This is a genomic window from uncultured Aquimarina sp., from assembly GCF_947495315.1.
GTDB lineage: Bacteria > Bacteroidota > Bacteroidia > Flavobacteriales > Flavobacteriaceae > Aquimarina.
Genome location: NZ_CANLYD010000012.1, coordinates 48,315 through 67,124, shown reverse-complemented (window position 1 = coordinate 67,124; position 18,810 = coordinate 48,315). Strand labels below are relative to the sequence as shown.

Sequence of the window (18,810 nt, the reverse complement as noted above, 5' to 3'; positions counted from 1 at the left end):
AATATCGAAATGCTTTAGCGTGCTCATTTCATAAGATTTGGGTTTTATAGGCGCAACAATATATAAAAAAATCCGCTATACAGTCTACAACGGATTTCATTCTAAATTATTTAGTGACACTTATATTAAGCATCAATATTAGCATACACAGCATTTTTCTCTATAAATTCTCTACGAGGAGGTACTTCATCACCCATTAACATAGAAAAAATTCTATCCGCCTCAGTCAAATTATCTATTGTTACCTGGCGCATAGTTCTAAATTCAGGATTCATAGTAGTATCCCAAAGTTGTTCTGCATTCATCTCTCCAAGACCCTTATAACGCTGTATTTTAGAACTTTCTCCAAACTCCTTTACAATCATATCTCGTTGATCATCGTTCCACGCATATTGCTTTTTTGCTCCTTTTTTCACCAAATACAATGGTGGAGCAGCGATATAAATATGACCTGCTTCTATTAATTCTTTCATGTAACGGAAAAAGAATGTTAGAATTAAGGTAGAAATATGACTACCATCCACATCCGCATCACACATAATCACTACTTTATGATAACGTAACTTTGATAGATTCAATGCTTTACTATCTTCTTCTGTACCAATAGTCACTCCAAGAGCGGTGAATATATTTTTAATCTCTTCATTTTCGAAGACTTTGTGATGCATTGCTTTTTCTACATTCAGAATCTTACCACGTAATGGAAGAATCGCCTGAAACATACGATCACGCCCTTGTTTAGCAGTTCCACCTGCCGAATCTCCCTCGACAAGGAACACTTCACATAAAGCTGGATCTTGTTCTGAACAGTCAGATAGTTTACCAGGAAGCCCACCTATACTCATCACAGTTTTACGCTGAACCATTTCACGAGCTTTTTTAGCTGCGTGACGAGCTTGAGCCGCAAGAATCACCTTCTGAACAATCGTTTTAGCGTCATTAGGGTTTTCTTCAAGATAGTTTTCTAACATCTCAGAAACTGCCTGAGAAACTGCAGAAGTAACCTCTCTGTTTCCTAATTTAGTTTTTGTTTGCCCTTCAAATTGAGGCTCCTGAACTTTTACAGAAACAATTGCCGTAAGTCCTTCTCTAAAATCATCTCCTGCAATTTCGAACTTTAACTTATCAAGCATCCCAGAAGCATCTGCATACTTCTTAAGTGTAGAAGTAAGACCTCTTCTAAATCCTGAAAGATGCGTTCCCCCTTCGTGGGTATTAATATTATTTACATAAGAATGAAGATTCTCTGCATAAGAATCATTATAAATCATTGCAACTTCCACAGGAATATCATTCTTCTCTCCTTCCATAGAGATTACATGTCCTATTATAGCACTACGACTCGCATCTAAAAATCGAACAAATTCTTTTAATCCTTCTTTAGAATGAAATGTTTCGGAAACATACTTACCATCATCATCGGTATGACGTTTATCTGTTAAAGTAATAGTTATTCCTTTATTAAGGAATGACAATTCCCTCATACGACTTGCCAAGGTGTCATAATTATATTCTAAGGTCTGCTGAAAAATCGTAGGATCAGGTCTAAAAGTAACAACCGTACCGTTAAAGTCGGTATCACCTGTTGACTTAACAGGATATAGCGGTTTCCCCTTTTCATATTCTTGCTCCCATACTTTGCCATCTTTATGTACTATTGCGTGCAGATGATCAGAAAGAGCATTCACACAAGAAACACCAACTCCGTGCAACCCTCCAGATACTTTATAAGAATCTTTATCAAACTTTCCTCCGGCTCCAATCTTAGTCATCACAACTTCTAATGCAGAGACACCTTCTTTTTTATGGATACCCACAGGAATACCACGTCCATTATCTTTGGTGGTTATCGAATTATCTTCATTTATTGTAACGTCAATAGTATCACAATAACCTCCCATAGCTTCATCAATGGAGTTATCAACGACTTCATATACCAAATGGTGTAAACCTCTAATTCCAACATCTCCAATATACATCGACGGACGCATACGAACATGTTCCATTCCCTCTAACGCCTGAATACTATCGGCAGAATAATTATTTTTATTTGCTTCTTCGCTCATAAATCAGCTTTAATTAATTACAATTTTTGGTCAACAAACAAAGATAAAAAAAGAGAGAAATGTACAAAGCGTTTTATAGGATATGATTTAAAGAGTTATCAACAATTAGTTAAGAACAACTACCAGAAAAAGAGAAAATGCTCTTAAAAGCGATAAAAATGGTCTTAAAATCGATTTAAGATTAAATTAATAATTCAGTTTCTTCACACAAAACAAACACAACGCTTTGTAAATAAACACATTAATAAAAAAATTCTACATAAAGAAACCAATGTTTATTTCGTATCACAAACTTAAAAAACATACCCCACAAACATATTTTATTTAAGACAAAATTAGTCAATAGAAGTTTTGATATCTACGATTTCTCAATCAGCGCTTACGAATAATAGAAACCAGACATTTTGAGAACCTTGTTTTACAATATTATCAGCGCTACTCGTTAAAACAGCAAAGCAATAATACTGCTACTATAAAATAAGAAGTAAAACACAAAATCAACTAATTTTTTAAAAATGAAAACTAAAAATTTAATGAATTTCGGTAAAGCTGCTTTCATATGTTTAGGACTTTTAGCAAGCTCCTGCACAAACGAAAGTTTTGAAGAAGTATCAGGTACTGAAGAAACCGAATTGATCAAAAAGTTCTTTAACGACGACGTTGTCTTAGTAAAGGATCTAGGAGATGGAACATTCTTGGGTGGTGACATCATTTACGAATCCAGACAACTAACAGACCAAAAGATTGGATATGAAGCTAACCCGACACCAAATGAAGAATTAGATGAAAGATTAGGTTTCTACAGAGGAGTTCAAAAGTGGCCAAATAATACCATTATTTATGTTTTTGACAGTAACTTAAGTAACAATCAAAGACAAGTATCTTTAAACTCTATGCAAGAATGGACTAGTAAAACAAACATCAAGTTCAAAGAAAGAACTAATGAAAATTACTATGTTACCATAACAAATAATGGCGATAACTGTAATTGTGCAAGCGCTAATTTAGGTGTTAATGGCACTCGTGGTAGAATTAATATGGGTGTTAGAACTAGCGAAGTAGTAATGATCCACGAAATCGGTCACACTCTTGGTTACATTCACGAACAAACTCGTTCTGATAGAGACAATCACGTAAGAATTCTTTTCGAAAATATCCAAAACGGTGCTGCTAGTCAGTTTAGAAAAAATGAAAACTCTGTAAACATTGGTGAATTTGATATCAAATCAACGATGATGTATGGCGCTTATACATTTAGTAAAAATGGACAACCTACTATCGTTCAATTAGACGGAACCACACATCCTAGAAGAAGACCTGAATTATCCGCTGGAGATATTGCAGGTACTAATCAGGTATACCCATCTGGAGATGGTGACGGCGGCGGTGACGGCGATGGAGACGGAAACGATATATGTGAAGGAATTGATGAATGGTCTCCTAATATTAGATATAGTGTTGGTGATAAAGTAACCTACCAAGGATTCTTGTATGAAAGAGATTTTAACGGCTGGAACAGATTAGGAGAGTGTGGTGACACCCAGACGGCTGATATCTGCGAAGGCATTGATGCTTATAGCAACAGTAGAAGTTATTCTCCTGGTGATCAAGTTACCTATAACGGTTATTTATATCTTTTACAAAGCAATCGAAGATGGTCTAATCAAGGTCGTTGTGGAAGCAACTAATCTATATTGTCCCAATAAAATTATATAAAAAAAAACCCTGAGAAATTTTCTCAGGGTTTTCACATCTCAATTAACTCAACTTTCAGCGACTCAAGCTGAAATCTTTAAATTTCTTCGATATACTATTCTATTGAACAACTTCTCCTAATAAATAAGCGTCGTCATGAACGTTCGCTACCGCTCTTCCACTTGGATCATTCATATTCTTAAAAGCCTCGTCCCATTCAAGGGCAATTTTTGTACTACACGCAACAGAAGGTTCTTGCGGAACACTTAATGCTGCAGCATCACTTGGAAAATGACCTTCGAATATAGTTCTATAATAAAATTCTTCTTTATTTTGCGGTGTTTGAATTGGGAACCTGAAATGTGCATTCGCCATTTGTTCATCTGTCACCTCTGTCTCCACTACCTCTTTTAAAGTATCAATCCAGCTATATCCAACACCATCGGAGAATTGCTCTTTTTGTCTCCAGGCTACGCTTTCCGGCAAATAAGATTCAAAAGCTTTACGAATTACCCACTTCTCCATTCGTTCTCCGTTGATCATTTTGTCCTGTGGATTAATACGCATGGCTACATCCATAAACTCTTTATCTAAAAAAGGAACTCTTCCTTCAATTCCCCAAGCAGCAAGTGATTTATTAGCTCTTAAACAATCATACATATGAAGTTTATCTAACTTACGAACTGTCTCCTCATGAAACTCTTGTGCATTTGGTGCTTTATGAAAATACAAGTACCCTCCAAATATTTCGTCTGCACCTTCACCAGACAGCACCATTTTTACTCCCATAGATTTAATCACCCTAGCCATCAAATACATAGGAGTTGATGCTCTAATCGTAGTGATATCATATGTTTCTAAGTTATATATCACATCTTTGATAGCATCTAATCCTTCTTGGATAGTAAATTTAATCTCATGATGTATCGTTCCTATATGATCAGCCACTTTTTGTGCAGCAGCAAGGTCTGGCGATCCTTCCAATCCAACAGAAAAGGAATGCAGTTGAGGCCACCAAGCTTCCTTAGTATCACCAGATTCTACTCTTTTCTCAGAGTATTTCTTAGCTATCGCTGAAGTTACTGAAGAATCTAAACCTCCAGACAACAACACTCCATATGGCACATCAGACATTAGCTGTCTGTGCACAGCAGCTTCCAGCGCATCTCTTAGTTCATCTATACTTGTTTGATTATCCTTTACTGCATCAAAATCCGACCAGTCTCTGATATACCATTTTGTCAATTCTCCTGTCTTACTATCTAAATAATGTCCAGGTGGAAATAATTCTATCTTAGCACAAACTCCTTCTAAAGCTTTTAACTCTGATGCCACATAAAAAGTTCCATTTTGATCCCATCCCATATATAAAGGAATAATCCCCATATGATCTCTTGCTATTAAATACGAATCTTGCTCCGCATCATAAAGAGCAAATGCAAAAATACCATTTAGATCATCTAGAAACTTAGTCCCTTTTTCCTTATACAAAGCCAAAATAACTTCGCAATCAGACTCCGTTTGAAAACTATATTTTCCTTCAAACTCCTTACGGATTTCTCCATGATTATATATCTCGCCATTAGCAGCTAAGATTAATTTCTTATCCTCACTAAACAAAGGTTGCTTACCCGACACAGGGTCAACTATTGCCAATCTTTCATGAGCTAAGATTGCCTTTTCATCAGAATAAATACCACTCCAATCGGGACCTCTATGACGTATTCTCTTTGACATTTCCAATAACTGAGGCCTTAAAATCTCTGCTTTTTCTTTTAATTCAAAAGCGCAAACAATTCCACACATATTCTTCTTTTTCTATTAATTGAGAAGTCAAAGATGCAATTATAGTTACATTATTTAAACATTAATATATTTATTGATTTCAAATTATAACAAAAACTATTATTTGAATGATTAATTAAAACATGAAACATAAAAAAACACTACCAAAACTATCAAGTTGTTATTTAACTCTTTTAACAGAACTTAATGACAGGATTAACATTTCATATGTATGTTCACATATATCTTTACAACGGTTAAAAAATAAAATCACGAATTATGAAAAAATCACTCTTACTTGCAGTTATTATGTTTTTAGGAACTGTAACTAGTATGAATGCTCAGAAATTTGCAGGAATGCAGAAAAGTCCAACAGATATTTCTTATGCAAAAGCTGATAGGAATGCTAAACCTGATATTAAGGTAATTTATAGCAGACCTCAGAAAAAAGGAAGAACCATGCTAGGAGATAAAGTGCCTTACGGAAAAGTTTGGAGAACTGGAGCTGATGAAGCTACTGAGATAAAACTTTTTAAGGACATGAAATTAGGTGATGGAACAGTAAAAGCAGGAACCTATTCTTTGTTTACTATACCTGGAGAAAAAGAATGGACTATTATCCTAAATTCTGACTTGGATGTTTGGGGAGCATATTCTTATAATGACAAAAACGATGTTGCCAAAATAAAGGTTCCAGCAGCAAAAGGTGACGAACTAGAAGCATTTTCTATTGCTTTCAAAAAAGTTGATAAAGGCTATCATATGGTACTTGGATGGGAAACTACTAGAGTAGAAGTTCCTTTCTACAACTAAGTAGCTTACAGATTAGAATAAAAAAGTAAAACGAGGTTAAAATTAACCTCGTTTCTATTTTTTTTACATCAACCTTTTGACTAGAAAGGTATAATTATTTCACTGAAATAATAACTATCTGTGGATAGCGTGACTAGACGCTCCTGGTAATTCTTTAAGAAAGTCCATGACAATCCTAAAAGTTAATCTGAATTTAGTGTAAAATAGCCCCATAATATTTCCAATTTAATTATTTACAATATAATACCTAAAAGGCTTAAAATCAATTTTTTTACAAAATATGTAAGTACTTTTAGATGTAAGGTAATTTTTGATCGATTAAAAACGCAAATTTCATTTATACTAGTAAAATCAATTCCTACATATCCATCATGTTTTCTAACATACGGTATAAAATCATTTTTGACTAAACAAAAACATTACTATTCTTTCCCTTTCTAAGTTAACTATATTAAATTAACATATATACCAATTTGATTACCTATGAATAGCATTACTACTAGCAGAAGGCAATTCTTTCAAAAAATTCATTAACGCTTTAACATCAATTGTCATTATACCGTAAAATAATTTCATAATAGTTTGATTTTTAATTTGTTATGCAAATATAAATCTCTATTAGATATGAGTAAAAAAAATTAACACACAGAAATTCAAATTTTAGATATAAAATCATCTATCTCCGACATAAAGACATAATCGAAAGCATTGATGTTAAATTACGAAGAATTACCCTACAGAAAAAGACACAAAAAAAGGGGCTTATCCCCCTGTTTTTTAAGTTGTTAGCAGACAACACTCCTCAAAAAGAAAGAAATTAGATTAAAACATGTCACTTATAAGTACCTAATGTATACCTTATCTAATATTATCAAGAGGTTTTCAATTTTGAGACTCTATAACTTATTCAATTATACCTATATAATGGAATAATTGGAAAATGTAAAAATAGCAAATTACATATAAAAAGGGATTGTCAGTTAGATAATCCCTTTTACAATTTTATAAAATACATAGAATTTGGGTTTTATGTATTATAATTATTAATGTCTTATTACATGGCTTGAAGCAGAAGGTAACTCCTTAATAAAAGTTATAACAGATTTAAATTGTAAACTTAAAATAGTGTAAAAATTTCTCATAGTATATTGTTTTTAATTATTTACATAAAATTAACAACTACTTTGATGATTTTCAAACATATATGTTAAAAAAACATAAGCATTTGATAAAAATACAATTTTTATCGACAAAAAACCATTTAATGGATATTTAATGTTAATAAAGTAGTCTTATTCCTACTTTTTATAATTAAAAATAGGGGGATATTTCCCTTATATTTACGGTTAAACCGTAATTCGCTAAGAATCAAACACTTAAATTTTCTAAAAAAAGCAGAAAACCGTAATCAAAATGCGTTAATTAAGGAATATTCAGGTACTTATGCGTCTGTAAAGACACCTTCCATTTAGGGTTTTCCATTACATAATCTACTATTAATGGAATAACTTTATCTCTAACACTCCATTCAGGTTGTAGATACAATACACAATTTTCTGAAACTTGTGCAGCTTGCTCCTCTGCAAAATCAAAATCATTCTTATTATAGATAATGCATTTTAGCTCGTGAGCTTCACTATATATTTCCTGTTTAGGCAATTTTATCTTTTTTGGTGATAAACATATCCAATCCCAATGACCAGTTAGTGTATACGCTCCTGATGTTTCGATATGAGTTTGAGCACCTTTGTTTTTTAGTCCTTTAGTAAGTTCTGTCATATCCCAAGTTAGCGGTTCTCCTCCCGTAACAACCACTACATTGCTATATTTTACTGCATTCTCTATAATAATATCGGTTGTAGTAGGTGGATGCAAATCCGCGTTCCAGCTTTCCTTTACATCGCACCAATGGCATCCAACATCACAACCACCAATTCTTACAAAATAAGCAGCAGTACCTTTATGATACCCTTCTCCTTGTATGGTATAAAATTCTTCCATAAGCGGAAGCATCTTACCCTCATTCACCAATTTCTCTGTACTTTCTTGCATAAGGCTGCAAAGGTACACAACATTAGATAATTAAAATTATAAAATCTGTATGGAAAAGTAATCTAACTTTAATTTTTAGCAGCGATACATTCTATTTCAATCTTCGCTCCGACCGCTAAACCTTTAGCCGCAAAAGTAGTTCTCGCTGGCTTCTGAGGAAAATACGTCTTATAAACCTCGTTAAACGCGGCAAAATCTTTTATATCGGCAAGTATAACTGTACATTTCACTACATTATTCATACCCATATCATGCTGCTTTAATACAGCTTTAATATTTTCGAGAGTTTGTTTCGTTTCCTCTTCTACACCTCCAGCTACTAATTTACGTGTCGTGTGATCCATCCCAATCTGACCAGAAAGAAAATATAAATCTCCCACTTGCACGGCATCCGAAAATGGAGCATTCTCTTTTTTAGGCTCATGAGTTTTATGAAAAACGATTGAAGTCCCGGAATCAGATCGATGACTGCAACTAAACGAAAAGGCAACTAGAATTATTAATAAATATATCTTTTTCATTATACTAGAGGTTATGATTTATGACATATAAAAGTAAACTATAATTTTCTACACCTCTTCTTATTGATTTAAAAATTATAAATTTACCCAAAACAAAATCACATTCATTTCGATAGAATAGGTAAGATTCCTATTTTTATCAAAATTTACATCAACTATGAGTAGTAATCAGGAATTTTTTGATCATATAAATAAAGGATATACTACCAAAGGTGATTTTATCGCCTTAGGTGCAGCAATGCATAATGGAGAAACCGTGACAAATGCTCACGTTAAGATTCCACTAAAAACATTAAATAGACACGGACTTATTGCAGGAGCTACTGGAACTGGTAAAACTAAAACACTACAAGTTCTCGCGGAGAATCTAAGTGAAAAAGGCATACCAGTTCTTCTTATGGATATTAAAGGAGATCTTAGTGGACTAGCCGCTGCTAGTCCAGGTCATCCAAAAATTGATGAACGACACGAAAAAATAGGAATTCCATTCGAAGCAAAAGATTTTCCTGTAGAAATTCTTTCGTTATCAGAGCAAGACGGAGTTCGACTTAGAGCAACCGTAAGTGAATTCGGCCCGGTATTGTTTTCCAGAATACTAGATGTTACTGAAACACAAGCTGGTATTATTTCTATTATTTTTAAATATTGCGATGATAATAAATTGCCATTATTAGATTTAAAAGATCTTAAAAAAGTACTTCAGTTCGCTACTCGCGAGGGAAAAGAAGAATTAGAAAAAGATTATGGTAGAATTTCTACAGCTTCTACAGGTGCTATTCTTAGGAAGATTGTAGAGTTAGAACAGCAGGGAGCAGATGCATTTTTTGGAGAACGCTCTTTTGATGTACAGGATTTATGTAGAGTGGATGATGACGGTAGAGGATTTATTAATATCATACGTTTAACGGATATTCAGGATAAACCTAAACTATTCTCTACATTTATGCTTAGTCTTCTGGCAGAAGTATATAGTACGTTTCCGGAACAAGGAGATAGCGGAAGACCTGAATTGATAATTTTCCTGGATGAAGCACATTTGATATTTAAGCAAGCTTCGAATGCTCTTATGGATCAAATAGAAAGTATTGTAAAATTAATACGTTCTAAAGGGGTCGGTCTTTATTTTGTTACTCAGAACCCTACAGATGTACCGGATGGTGTTTTAGGTCAATTAGGACTTAAGGTTCAGCATGCACTAAGAGCATTTACCGCAAAGGATCGTAAAGCAATCAAACTTACAGCAGAAAACTATCCAATTTCTGAATATTATGATACTAAAGAAATACTAACATCGTTAGGTATTGGAGAAGCTTTGGTATCTGCTCTTGATGAAAAAGGCCGTCCAACACCACTTGCAGCAACTATGCTAAGAGCACCAATGAGTAGGATGGATATCCTTTCAGAAACTGAATTAAAAAAATTATTAAAAAAATCTACACTTTCTAAGAAATACAATGAAGATATTGACAGAGAAAGTGCCTATGAAATTCTTAATGAAAAAATAGAAAAAGCTGAAGCTGAAGAAGCCAAAGCTGCTGCTAAAAAAGAACGAGAAAAACTTAGTAGAAGTTCCTCTAGCTCTCGTTCCAAAAGCAGAAGATCCAGTACTACCGAAAAAGCTGTCATCAAAGTATTGACAAGTGCTACCTTTATTAGAGGTGCATTGGGAGTTCTAAATAAATTATTGCGCTAAACACAATACAAATCTTTGTTTAACCTTGGGATAATTAACTTATTATGTCTAAAAAAATTAGCTGCCTTTTACTTATTTGTATAACGATATTAAGTTGTCAGAAAGACAAAAAGCAAGATCCTTTCGAAATTTCTTATAATCGAATAGGAAAACTGACCAATACTATAAAAGTAAATCAATTAGATTCAATCTACGCAAGTGATTCTATCGTGAAAATGCCTAAAAATAGTCAATTCCTAAATGTTTCTAATACAATTGAAATTTATGAAAAAGGCGGAGCAAAACTATTAACACTAGAACCCAGAGAAGAAAATGATCCAACATCAGTGATCGAAAGTGTTCAGATTATCGATCCGAGATATAAAACAGTATTAGGATTATCCGTGGATGGAGTTTTTAAAGATATTAAAGACAATTACAGTATTACCAAAATTAATAATACGCTAAGTGCTGCGGTTATATTTGTTGATAGCATACAAGCATCTATAACTATTGACAAAAAAGAATTACCAAGCGAACTTAAGTTTAATACTGATAAAAAAATTGACGCTTCACAAATACCTGATTCTGCAACAATTAAGCATTTTATTATCAACTGGGATGCTAATTAAATTTTAACGATTCATCCTATGAGTAAGAAATATCAAATTCAGAAATCGCCATTTGTGGTACCTACCACAGATGGAAAATTAATCGAAGAGCATTTTGGAAAAGCAACTGACGGTAATTCTCAGGTTAGTATTGCTCATATGATGGCACCACCAGGTTGGAGCGAACCATTCCAAACACCTGAATTTGATGAATATACTTATATCATTCGAGGAAAAAAACAGTTTATTATAGATGATGAAAAGGTAGTTCTAGAATCTGGGCAGTCGATCAAAATCGAAAAAAATACCAGAATCCAATATGCTAACCCTTTCGAATCAGCTTGCGAGTATATTTCGATTTGCCTTCCAGCATTTTCTATAGAGTCTGTACATAGAGAAGAATTATGAAGGAAAAGCTAAAAAAGTACATCCCGATTTTGATCGGAAAACAACTTTTACTCTTGTTTTTTTTTAATCAAAAAAAGGCATTACATAAAGCCTATATTTTATTCTCTACTCCATTAAAAGGAAAAGTGTTGCCTGATCAGGAATATTTTCTGGAAGAAGCAGAAGATGAAGTCATTTCTGTAAATGGAAATTATCTACAAACCTATCGTTGGCCCAATATGGGGGAAACTATTTTAATGGTCCATGGATGGGATAGTAATAGTCATCGATGGAAAACACTTATAGAAAAACTACATCAACAAAACTATAATATCATAGCTTTTGATGCTCCTGCACACGGTAATTCTTCTGGCAAAACACTTAGCGTTCCTTTATATGCAGAATGCCTCCAAAAAATAGTAGAGCTGTACCGCCCCAACTATGTTATTGGCCATTCTGTCGGTGGCATGACCACCATATTTCATCAATTTATGTTTCCAAATCTCGAAATAGAAAAGTTAGTGGTACTTGCACCTCCTACAGAATTATCTGTGATTATGGAAGGGTATCAAAAAACCCTCAAACTATCTGATAAATTTATGGGAGCTTTAAGCCAATATTTCAAGGATCAGTTTGGCTTTCATTTTGAAGAGTTTTCTATTGCAGAATTTGTAAAAAATCTAAAACATCCAGGATTATTGATACATGACAAACACGATGATATAGCTCCACATTCTGGTGCAGAGAAGATTCACAAAAACTGGAGTAATGCAAAATTCATTACTACAGAGGATTTTGGACACTCTTTATTTTTTGATGAAGTGGATGATATGATCATTGATTTTTTGAAAGATTAAATTTTATGATCACCTTTGCATTGTGGAAAACTCTAATCTTACAAGACTCAATAAATTTCTTAGCGAAGTTGGATACTGTTCTCGAAGAGAAGCAGATAAACTGATTAATCAAGGTCGCGTAACTATAAACGGTAAAGTACCCGAAATGGGCACAAAAGTAGCTCTGGGAGATGAAGTGAGGGTTGACGGTGAAATCATTAATAAGCCCAAAGAAAAACATGTATATCTTGCTTTTCATAAACCCATTGGAATTGTTTGCACCACTGCTCAAAATGAAAAAGATAATATTATTGACTACATCAATTATCCAAAACGTATTTTTCCTATCGGTCGGTTAGATAAACCCAGTGAAGGTCTGATTCTACTGACTAGCGATGGAGATATTGTCAATAAAATACTGAGAGCCAGAAATAATCACGAGAAGGAATATATTGTTACTGTAAATAAATTAATCAGTCCTCAATTTATTAAAAGAATGAGAAACGGTATTCCTATTTTAGATACGGTAACTCGTAAATGCGAAGTTGAACAGATCAATAAATATGATTTTAGAATCATACTTACCCAAGGCCTAAATAGACAGATTCGAAGAATGTGTGAATACCTGGGATATGAAGTAATACGATTGAAACGGATTCGCATCATGAATATCAGTTTAGATACTCCGGTAGGTGAATGGCGATACTTAACCGAAAAAGAATTACAGATTATCAATTCTGATGTCGGGGATTCTAGTAAAACCGAAGAAGCATCCGTCGTTGAAGAAAAACCATCAAAAAGACAACGAAATAACCCAAGAAGTTTCAATACCAAAAACCATAACGGTAAAAGTTCTGCTACCCGAGGTCCAGAAACATCAAAAAAAAGAAAGCGAAGTGACCGAAAACGCTAGTATTCGTTGTTAATTATATCCTAATTACTAATCTCTTTTATTTATAAATATTTCAAAATAGGTAAATTACATTACTAATCAATTCATAAATATTATGAGATTAATAGTAATAAGTATACTAATGCTTACCCCTATACTGTTAACTGCCCAGAGTGAATACGAACCTTCCGAAGCACATCCATTTGGAAGACCAAATCCAGAAGCCCCAAAAGAAATAAAAGATTTTGATCCTTTAATCGGAATTTGCGATTGTAGTTCTCAATCCAGAAACCCAGATCAAACCTGGGCGAAACCAAATAAAATGACATGGGAATTTAAATACATTATGAATGGTATGGGTGTTCAGGACCAAACATTAAAAGAAGATGGCAAGCATTCTGGTAGTATCAGACAATTCATTGCTGATAGCAGTAGATGGTTTGTTCACTATTATTCAAACACCTCTCCTACTCCGGTGCTATCAGCCTGGGAAGGAAATAAAAAAGAAGATAAAATTATTTTGTATCGCGAACAAAAAGCTCCAAATGGCATGGATGGTTTTTACAAAATCAATTTTTATGACATCAATAAGGATGGCTTTAAATGGTTAGGAGAATGGGTAGATACTAAGGAAACAATTTCGTTCCCTACCTGGAAAATAACGTGCATAAAACGTAATGCCACTCAAAAACTATCTAATGAAGAACAAATTAAAACCATAGCAAAATCCTTTTCTACTGCATATCTAAAACAAGATTATGAAGCAATTGCTCAAATCTATACTAAAGATGCTAAAATATTTCCAAATAATACATCAATCATCTCGGGATATGAAGCCATTAAAAAACGTTGGACAAGTTCATCCGGTTATACTCCAATCGAACATCAGATCATACCAGAAGAAATAGTAATTCTCGGTGATACCGCACACGACTATGGATATTACAAAGGAAAGAACAAAAATGATGATGGAACAGAAACAAGTTACAAAGGAAAGTATGTAGTGGTTTGGAAAAAGACCAACGGTAACTGGAAAATGTATTTAGATATCTGGAATCAAGTAAAAGAATGATTTTTCACCTCTTAAACCTTAAATTCAAAATATAAAAAATTAATCAACATATGAACACACTATCCCCTTTTCACCTGGCGATCCCCGTTGATAATTTAGATCTTGCCAGAGATTTTTACAACAGCACACTAGAATTAGAAGAAGGTCGAAGCAGTGATCACTGGGTGGACTTTGATTTTTTTGGCCATCAACTAGTGATACATTACAAACAAAAATCAGATTCAGAAACTAAGCAGCATAATAGCGTAGATGGTAAAGAAGTACCTGTGCCTCATTTTGGTATTATTTTAGAATGGGAAATATGGCAAAAATTTGCTAATATGCTTTCTGAAAAAAACGTGAAATTCGCAATCGAGCCATATATCAGATTTAAAGGAGAAGTTGGAGAACAAGCAACCATGTTTTTTTATGATCCTTGTGGAAATGCGCTCGAATTCAAATCATTTAAAGATCCATCTCAGGTTTTTGCTAAATAATAATTTTCATCTGCTAATGAATAAAAAAATAATAGTTAACTGATCAAAATAAAATGACAGACATTCACGTTTTGTTTAAAATAGAGATATTTGTGAACTAAACAAGCGTTAAAAATGCGTCTTTATCCATCATAAAATTGCAATTACTAAAACTTTGCAGGAAATTCTCACTATATTTCGATTTTCAATTGTAGTATACAAAATTAAAAATGGATTTTATTCAACCCCTAAAGTATGGAGTACCTTTATTTTTAGTACTCATTCTAGTAGAATTAGCTTACAGTAAAAATCATGATGACCATAAAAACTTATATAACTGGAAGGATTTATCCGCCAGTTTTACAATGGGTCTTGGATCAGCATTTTTAGGTCCTTTTCTTAAAACAGTTTTTTCAGTAGTTCTATTTACCTTTATGTATAACCTTTTTAACCCAGAAGTCAATGGTATTCGTACTAATATTATGGGTTGGGAATCTTTTAGTTATGCTTGGTATGTCTGGTTACTATGTCAATTAGCTGATGATTTTACATATTATTGGTTCCATAGACAAAATCACATGGTAAGAGCACTTTGGGCTGCCCATATTGTGCATCATTCATCCGATAACTTTAATCTCGGAACAGCTGTTCGTAATGGCTGGTTCACTCTTTTATACAAGCCTTTGTTTTATATGTGGATGCCAATCATAGGATTTCCTCCAGAAATGGTTATTGTTTGCCTTGGTATAGAAGCATTATGGCAGTTTCAATTACATTCTGTATTTATTCCAAAAATGGGTTTTATAGAAAAGATTTTCAATACACACACAATGCATCAGGTACATCATGCCAAGAATGTAGAGTATATGGATAAAAATCACGGAGGATTCCTGAATATTTTTGATAAGATATTCGGAACCTGGAAAGAACTAGACGATGATATTGAAGTACAATATGGAGTAACACATGCACCAAACTCTTATAACCCTTGGGTCATTCTTACACATGAGTATAAAGATATCTGGAATGACACCAAAAAATCTAAAAACTGGTATCATAAATTTATGTACATTTTTGGCCCTCCAGGATGGAGTCATGACGGCAGCACACTCACTGTAAAACAAATGCAGAAACAACTCGAACTAGAGAAACGTATGAGCGTTGAATCGTAATTCATTTCTATAGTAACTCTATATTCTCGTTATGAATTATCAAGAAATCGTTAATACTCAAAAGGCTTTTTTTAACACTAACGCTACTAAAGACATATCTTTTAGAGTTAAAGAATTAAAGCGTTTAAAAAGTATTTTACAAAAAAATGAGGAACTATTGTATGAAGCTATTTACCGTGATTTTAAAAAATCAAAATACGAAACTTATACCACAGAATTAGCTATTATTTATCACGAGATTGATCTTGCTCTGGTAAATATTAAGAAATGGTCTAAGAAGAAAAGTGTTTCTACTGGATTAGCTAACCTTCCTGGAAGAAGTTATATTATACCGGAACCCTTTGGGACTATATTAGTAATGGGAGCATGGAATTATCCTTATCAACTATCAATAGTTCCAGCAATAGCTGCAATAACTGCAGGTTGTACGGTTATTCTTAAACCTAGTGAGATCCCGTCAAATTCTTCTTCAGTAATGGCTAAAATTATAGGTGAAAATTTTGACCCTAAGTTTTTTAAAGTAATTGAAGGAGGTGTAAAAGAGACTACAGAATTATTAAAGGTAAAGTTTGATAAAATATTTTTTACAGGAAGCATTCAAGTAGGTAAAATCATCTATCAGGCCGCAGCCAAACATCTTACTCCCGTTACCTTAGAATTAGGAGGTAAAAGCCCTGCTATTATTACTAAAGATGTTAATATTGATATGACTGCCAAACGTTTAGTTTGGGCAAAATTTTTAAACACAGGTCAGACCTGCATCGCTCCAGACTATATCATGGTGGAGTCTTCGATACAAGATGAACTGTTACTAGCTATTAAAAAACATATAGAAAGTGCTGATTATAAAATAGAAAATCAAAATTATACCCAAATTGTAAATCAAAAAAACTTCGAAAGATTACAAAATTTTATTGAAGAAGATAAAGTATATTATGGAGGCCACTGCGATGCTGATAACAGAATCATATCACCCACAGTTATGAGTGGAGTTGAATTCTCTGACAAAGTAATGCAAGAAGAAATTTTTGGCCCTATTTTACCTGTGTTATCCTTTGACAACATAGATCATGCTATTGCTGACATTAAAACATTATCAAAACCTCTATCCTGTTATATTTTTACAAAAAACAAAGCAGTAAAAAATAAAATCTTAAATGAAATATCATTTGGTGGTGGAGCTATAAATGATGCCGTTATGCATTTTATGGAACAAAATTTACCTTTTGGAGGTGTAGGAGACAGTGGTATTGGTAACTACCACGGTAAAGCAGGATTCGAAGCGTTTTCTCACTACAAAAGTATTTTGCAAAAGTCTTTTTTAATAGAGTTAAATCTTAAATACTCGCCTTATACAGGTTCTAAGTTAAAATGGTTGAAGAGGCTTATTGGATAATACTTTTAGTATTGATTTTATAAACATCTAAACGATTTATAATTTCTTGCGCTACCTCATCAGTATCCCAGATATCCTCAATGTTATCAAGCTTCATAACTTCATCCATAACCTTGGCCTGTTGATCACCAATATCTAATGCCTCTGCATATGGTCTATGAGTAAACGTTACTCTGGTATAAAGTGGAATCCATTTATCAGGATATTTTTCAGAAAATCGTTTTTCTATTTTCTTTCTTAAAATAAATTCGGGATTGGCAGTTTTACTGCTCATTTCCATAAAATTACGATAAGAAAGTTCTGCAATAGCATCAGCATTTGGTTTTCTGGCTTCTTGATATTTTTCAAAAACTTCCTGCCAATTCTCGCCTTTATATGCTTCTATAATATCATCTAGCACTGAAATATCCTCAAAACCAGCATTGATCCCTTGTCCATAAAATGGCACAATTGCGTGAGCAGAATCTCCAACCAAAGCTACTTTATCCCAATAAGTCCAAGGATAACATTTCATTGTAACCAAAGCGCTAGTAGGGTTATTCTTAAAATCCTTGAGCAGAGTAGGCATGAACTCAATGGTATCAGGAAAATGTCGCTTCCAGAATTCTGTTACTTCGGCATCATTGGTTAAACTCTCAAAAGAATTTTCGCCTTCATGAGGCATAAATAAGGTACAGGTAAAACTACCATCTAAGTTTGGTAATGCAATTAACATAAACTTCCCTCTTGGCCATATATGCAATGAGTTTTTATCAAGTCTATGCGTTCCATCCTCATTTACCGGAATCCCTAATTCCTTATATCCTGCATCCAGAAAATCCTGAGAATAATCAAATCTACTTCTTCTCTGCATTTTATGTCTCACTCTTGAGAAAGCCCCATCACAACCAAAAATCATATCGTATTGATATTCTTTCCATTCGCCTTTTTCTGTTTCTCCAGTGTATATTTTAGCCTCGGGTAAGTTTACATCCCACACTTTTTCATTAAATCTAAATACAACACCAGATTCTTCTGCTAGTGTAATCATTTTACGATTTAATACTCCTCTCGAAATAGAATAGATAGCTTCTCCTTCTTTACCATAGTACTGATGATATTCAGACTGACCATTAACGTGCATGGTTCTTTTATCCATTGGGATTGCAAGCTTTCTGATTTCTTCACCGATACCAACTCTATCCAATGCTTTCCAGCCTCGAATGGACATCGCAAGATTAATAGAACGACCACTAAATTGGATTTGTCTAATATCTGGTCTTCTGTCAAATACAGTAACCTGATGATTACGTTTTCTTAGATAAATTGCTAATAGTGAACCTGCTAAGCCACTCCCTACAATAGCTATGTTTTTTGTTTGCATACTTTTTTAGTGATTCCAGTTT

General features: G+C 33.6%; 16 protein-coding genes. 11 read left to right on the top strand and 5 right to left on the bottom strand.

Going from position 1 to position 18,810, the window contains the following annotated elements; genetic code table 11:
• Positions 1–125: 125 nt before the first annotated feature.
• Positions 126–2,066: a DNA topoisomerase (ATP-hydrolyzing) subunit B gene (gene gyrB, locus Q0910_RS19295; RefSeq protein WP_299220033.1), complete on the bottom strand. Its 1,941-nt coding sequence runs from the start codon at positions 2,064–2,066 to the stop codon at positions 126–128.
• A gap of 515 nt (positions 2,067–2,581) precedes the next feature.
• Here gyrB and Q0910_RS19290 point away from each other — a divergent pair.
• Positions 2,582–3,754, top strand: coding sequence for a M12 family metallopeptidase (locus Q0910_RS19290; RefSeq protein ID WP_299220029.1), 1,173 nt, complete (start codon positions 2,582–2,584; stop codon positions 3,752–3,754).
• Positions 3,755–3,881: 127 nt separating this feature from the next.
• Here the strand turns inward: Q0910_RS19290 and asnB are convergent, their stop codons facing one another.
• On the bottom strand, positions 3,882–5,567 hold the full coding sequence (gene asnB, locus Q0910_RS19285; protein WP_299220026.1) for an asparagine synthase B: 1,686 nt from the start codon (positions 5,565–5,567) through the stop codon (positions 3,882–3,884).
• A 258-nt stretch (positions 5,568–5,825) separates the two neighbouring features.
• Here asnB and Q0910_RS19280 point away from each other — a divergent pair, with 258 nt between their 5' ends.
• Positions 5,826–6,359, top strand: a complete 534-nt coding sequence (locus Q0910_RS19280) for a DUF2911 domain-containing protein (protein ID WP_299220023.1) — start codon at positions 5,826–5,828, stop codon at positions 6,357–6,359.
• A gap of 1,422 nt (positions 6,360–7,781) precedes the next feature.
• Here the strand turns inward: Q0910_RS19280 and Q0910_RS19275 are convergent.
• On the bottom strand, positions 7,782–8,411 hold the full coding sequence (locus Q0910_RS19275) for a 7-carboxy-7-deazaguanine synthase QueE (RefSeq protein WP_299220020.1): 630 nt from the start codon (positions 8,409–8,411) through the stop codon (positions 7,782–7,784).
• Between the two features lie 68 nt (positions 8,412–8,479).
• Positions 8,480–8,932 carry a RidA family protein gene (locus tag Q0910_RS19270; protein WP_299220016.1) on the bottom strand — a complete coding sequence of 151 codons (453 nt, stop codon included), beginning with the start codon at positions 8,930–8,932 and terminating at the stop codon, positions 8,480–8,482.
• A gap of 157 nt (positions 8,933–9,089) precedes the next feature.
• Here Q0910_RS19270 and Q0910_RS19265 point away from each other — a divergent pair, with 157 nt between their 5' ends.
• The 9 genes from Q0910_RS19265 to Q0910_RS19225 all read left to right on the top strand — a co-directional run bounded on the left by Q0910_RS19265 (position 9,090) and on the right by Q0910_RS19225 (position 17,425).
• A complete protein-coding gene (locus tag Q0910_RS19265) occupies positions 9,090–10,625 on the top strand; it encodes a helicase HerA-like domain-containing protein (RefSeq protein WP_299220012.1) in 1,536 nt (511 codons plus the stop codon).
• Positions 10,626–10,669: 44 nt separating this feature from the next.
• Positions 10,670–11,236, top strand: coding sequence for a hypothetical protein (locus Q0910_RS19260; protein ID WP_299220011.1), 567 nt, complete (start codon positions 10,670–10,672; stop codon positions 11,234–11,236).
• Positions 11,237–11,254: 18 nt separating this feature from the next.
• A complete protein-coding gene (locus tag Q0910_RS19255; RefSeq protein ID WP_299220008.1) occupies positions 11,255–11,623 on the top strand; it encodes a cupin domain-containing protein in 369 nt (122 codons plus the stop codon).
• A complete protein-coding gene (locus tag Q0910_RS19250) occupies positions 11,620–12,459 on the top strand; it encodes an alpha/beta hydrolase (RefSeq protein WP_299220005.1) in 840 nt (279 codons plus the stop codon). Before Q0910_RS19255 ends, Q0910_RS19250 begins: the two co-directional genes overlap by 4 nt.
• 22 nt (positions 12,460–12,481) lie before the next feature.
• Positions 12,482–13,351 (top strand): 23S rRNA pseudouridine(2604) synthase RluF, encoded by an 870-nt coding sequence (gene rluF / locus Q0910_RS19245; RefSeq protein ID WP_299220002.1) that lies wholly within the window; start codon positions 12,482–12,484, stop codon positions 13,349–13,351.
• Positions 13,352–13,445: 94 nt separating this feature from the next.
• On the top strand, positions 13,446–14,402 hold the full coding sequence (locus tag Q0910_RS19240) for a DUF4440 domain-containing protein (protein ID WP_299220000.1): 957 nt from the start codon (positions 13,446–13,448) through the stop codon (positions 14,400–14,402).
• 50 nt (positions 14,403–14,452) lie between these two features.
• Positions 14,453–14,878: a VOC family protein gene (locus tag Q0910_RS19235; RefSeq protein ID WP_299219997.1), complete on the top strand. Its 426-nt coding sequence runs from the start codon at positions 14,453–14,455 to the stop codon at positions 14,876–14,878.
• Positions 14,879–15,087: 209 nt separating this feature from the next.
• Positions 15,088–16,029 carry a sterol desaturase family protein gene (locus Q0910_RS19230; protein ID WP_299219994.1) on the top strand — a complete coding sequence of 314 codons (942 nt, stop codon included), beginning with the start codon at positions 15,088–15,090 and terminating at the stop codon, positions 16,027–16,029.
• Between the two features lie 31 nt (positions 16,030–16,060).
• Positions 16,061–17,425, top strand: coding sequence for an aldehyde dehydrogenase family protein (locus tag Q0910_RS19225; protein WP_299219990.1), 1,365 nt, complete (start codon positions 16,061–16,063; stop codon positions 17,423–17,425).
• Here the strand turns inward: Q0910_RS19225 and Q0910_RS19220 are convergent.
• Positions 17,415–18,788, bottom strand: coding sequence for an NAD(P)/FAD-dependent oxidoreductase (locus Q0910_RS19220; RefSeq protein ID WP_299219987.1), 1,374 nt, complete (start codon positions 18,786–18,788; stop codon positions 17,415–17,417). The genes Q0910_RS19225 and Q0910_RS19220 overlap by 11 nt on opposite strands.
• Positions 18,789–18,810: the final 22 nt, after the last annotated feature.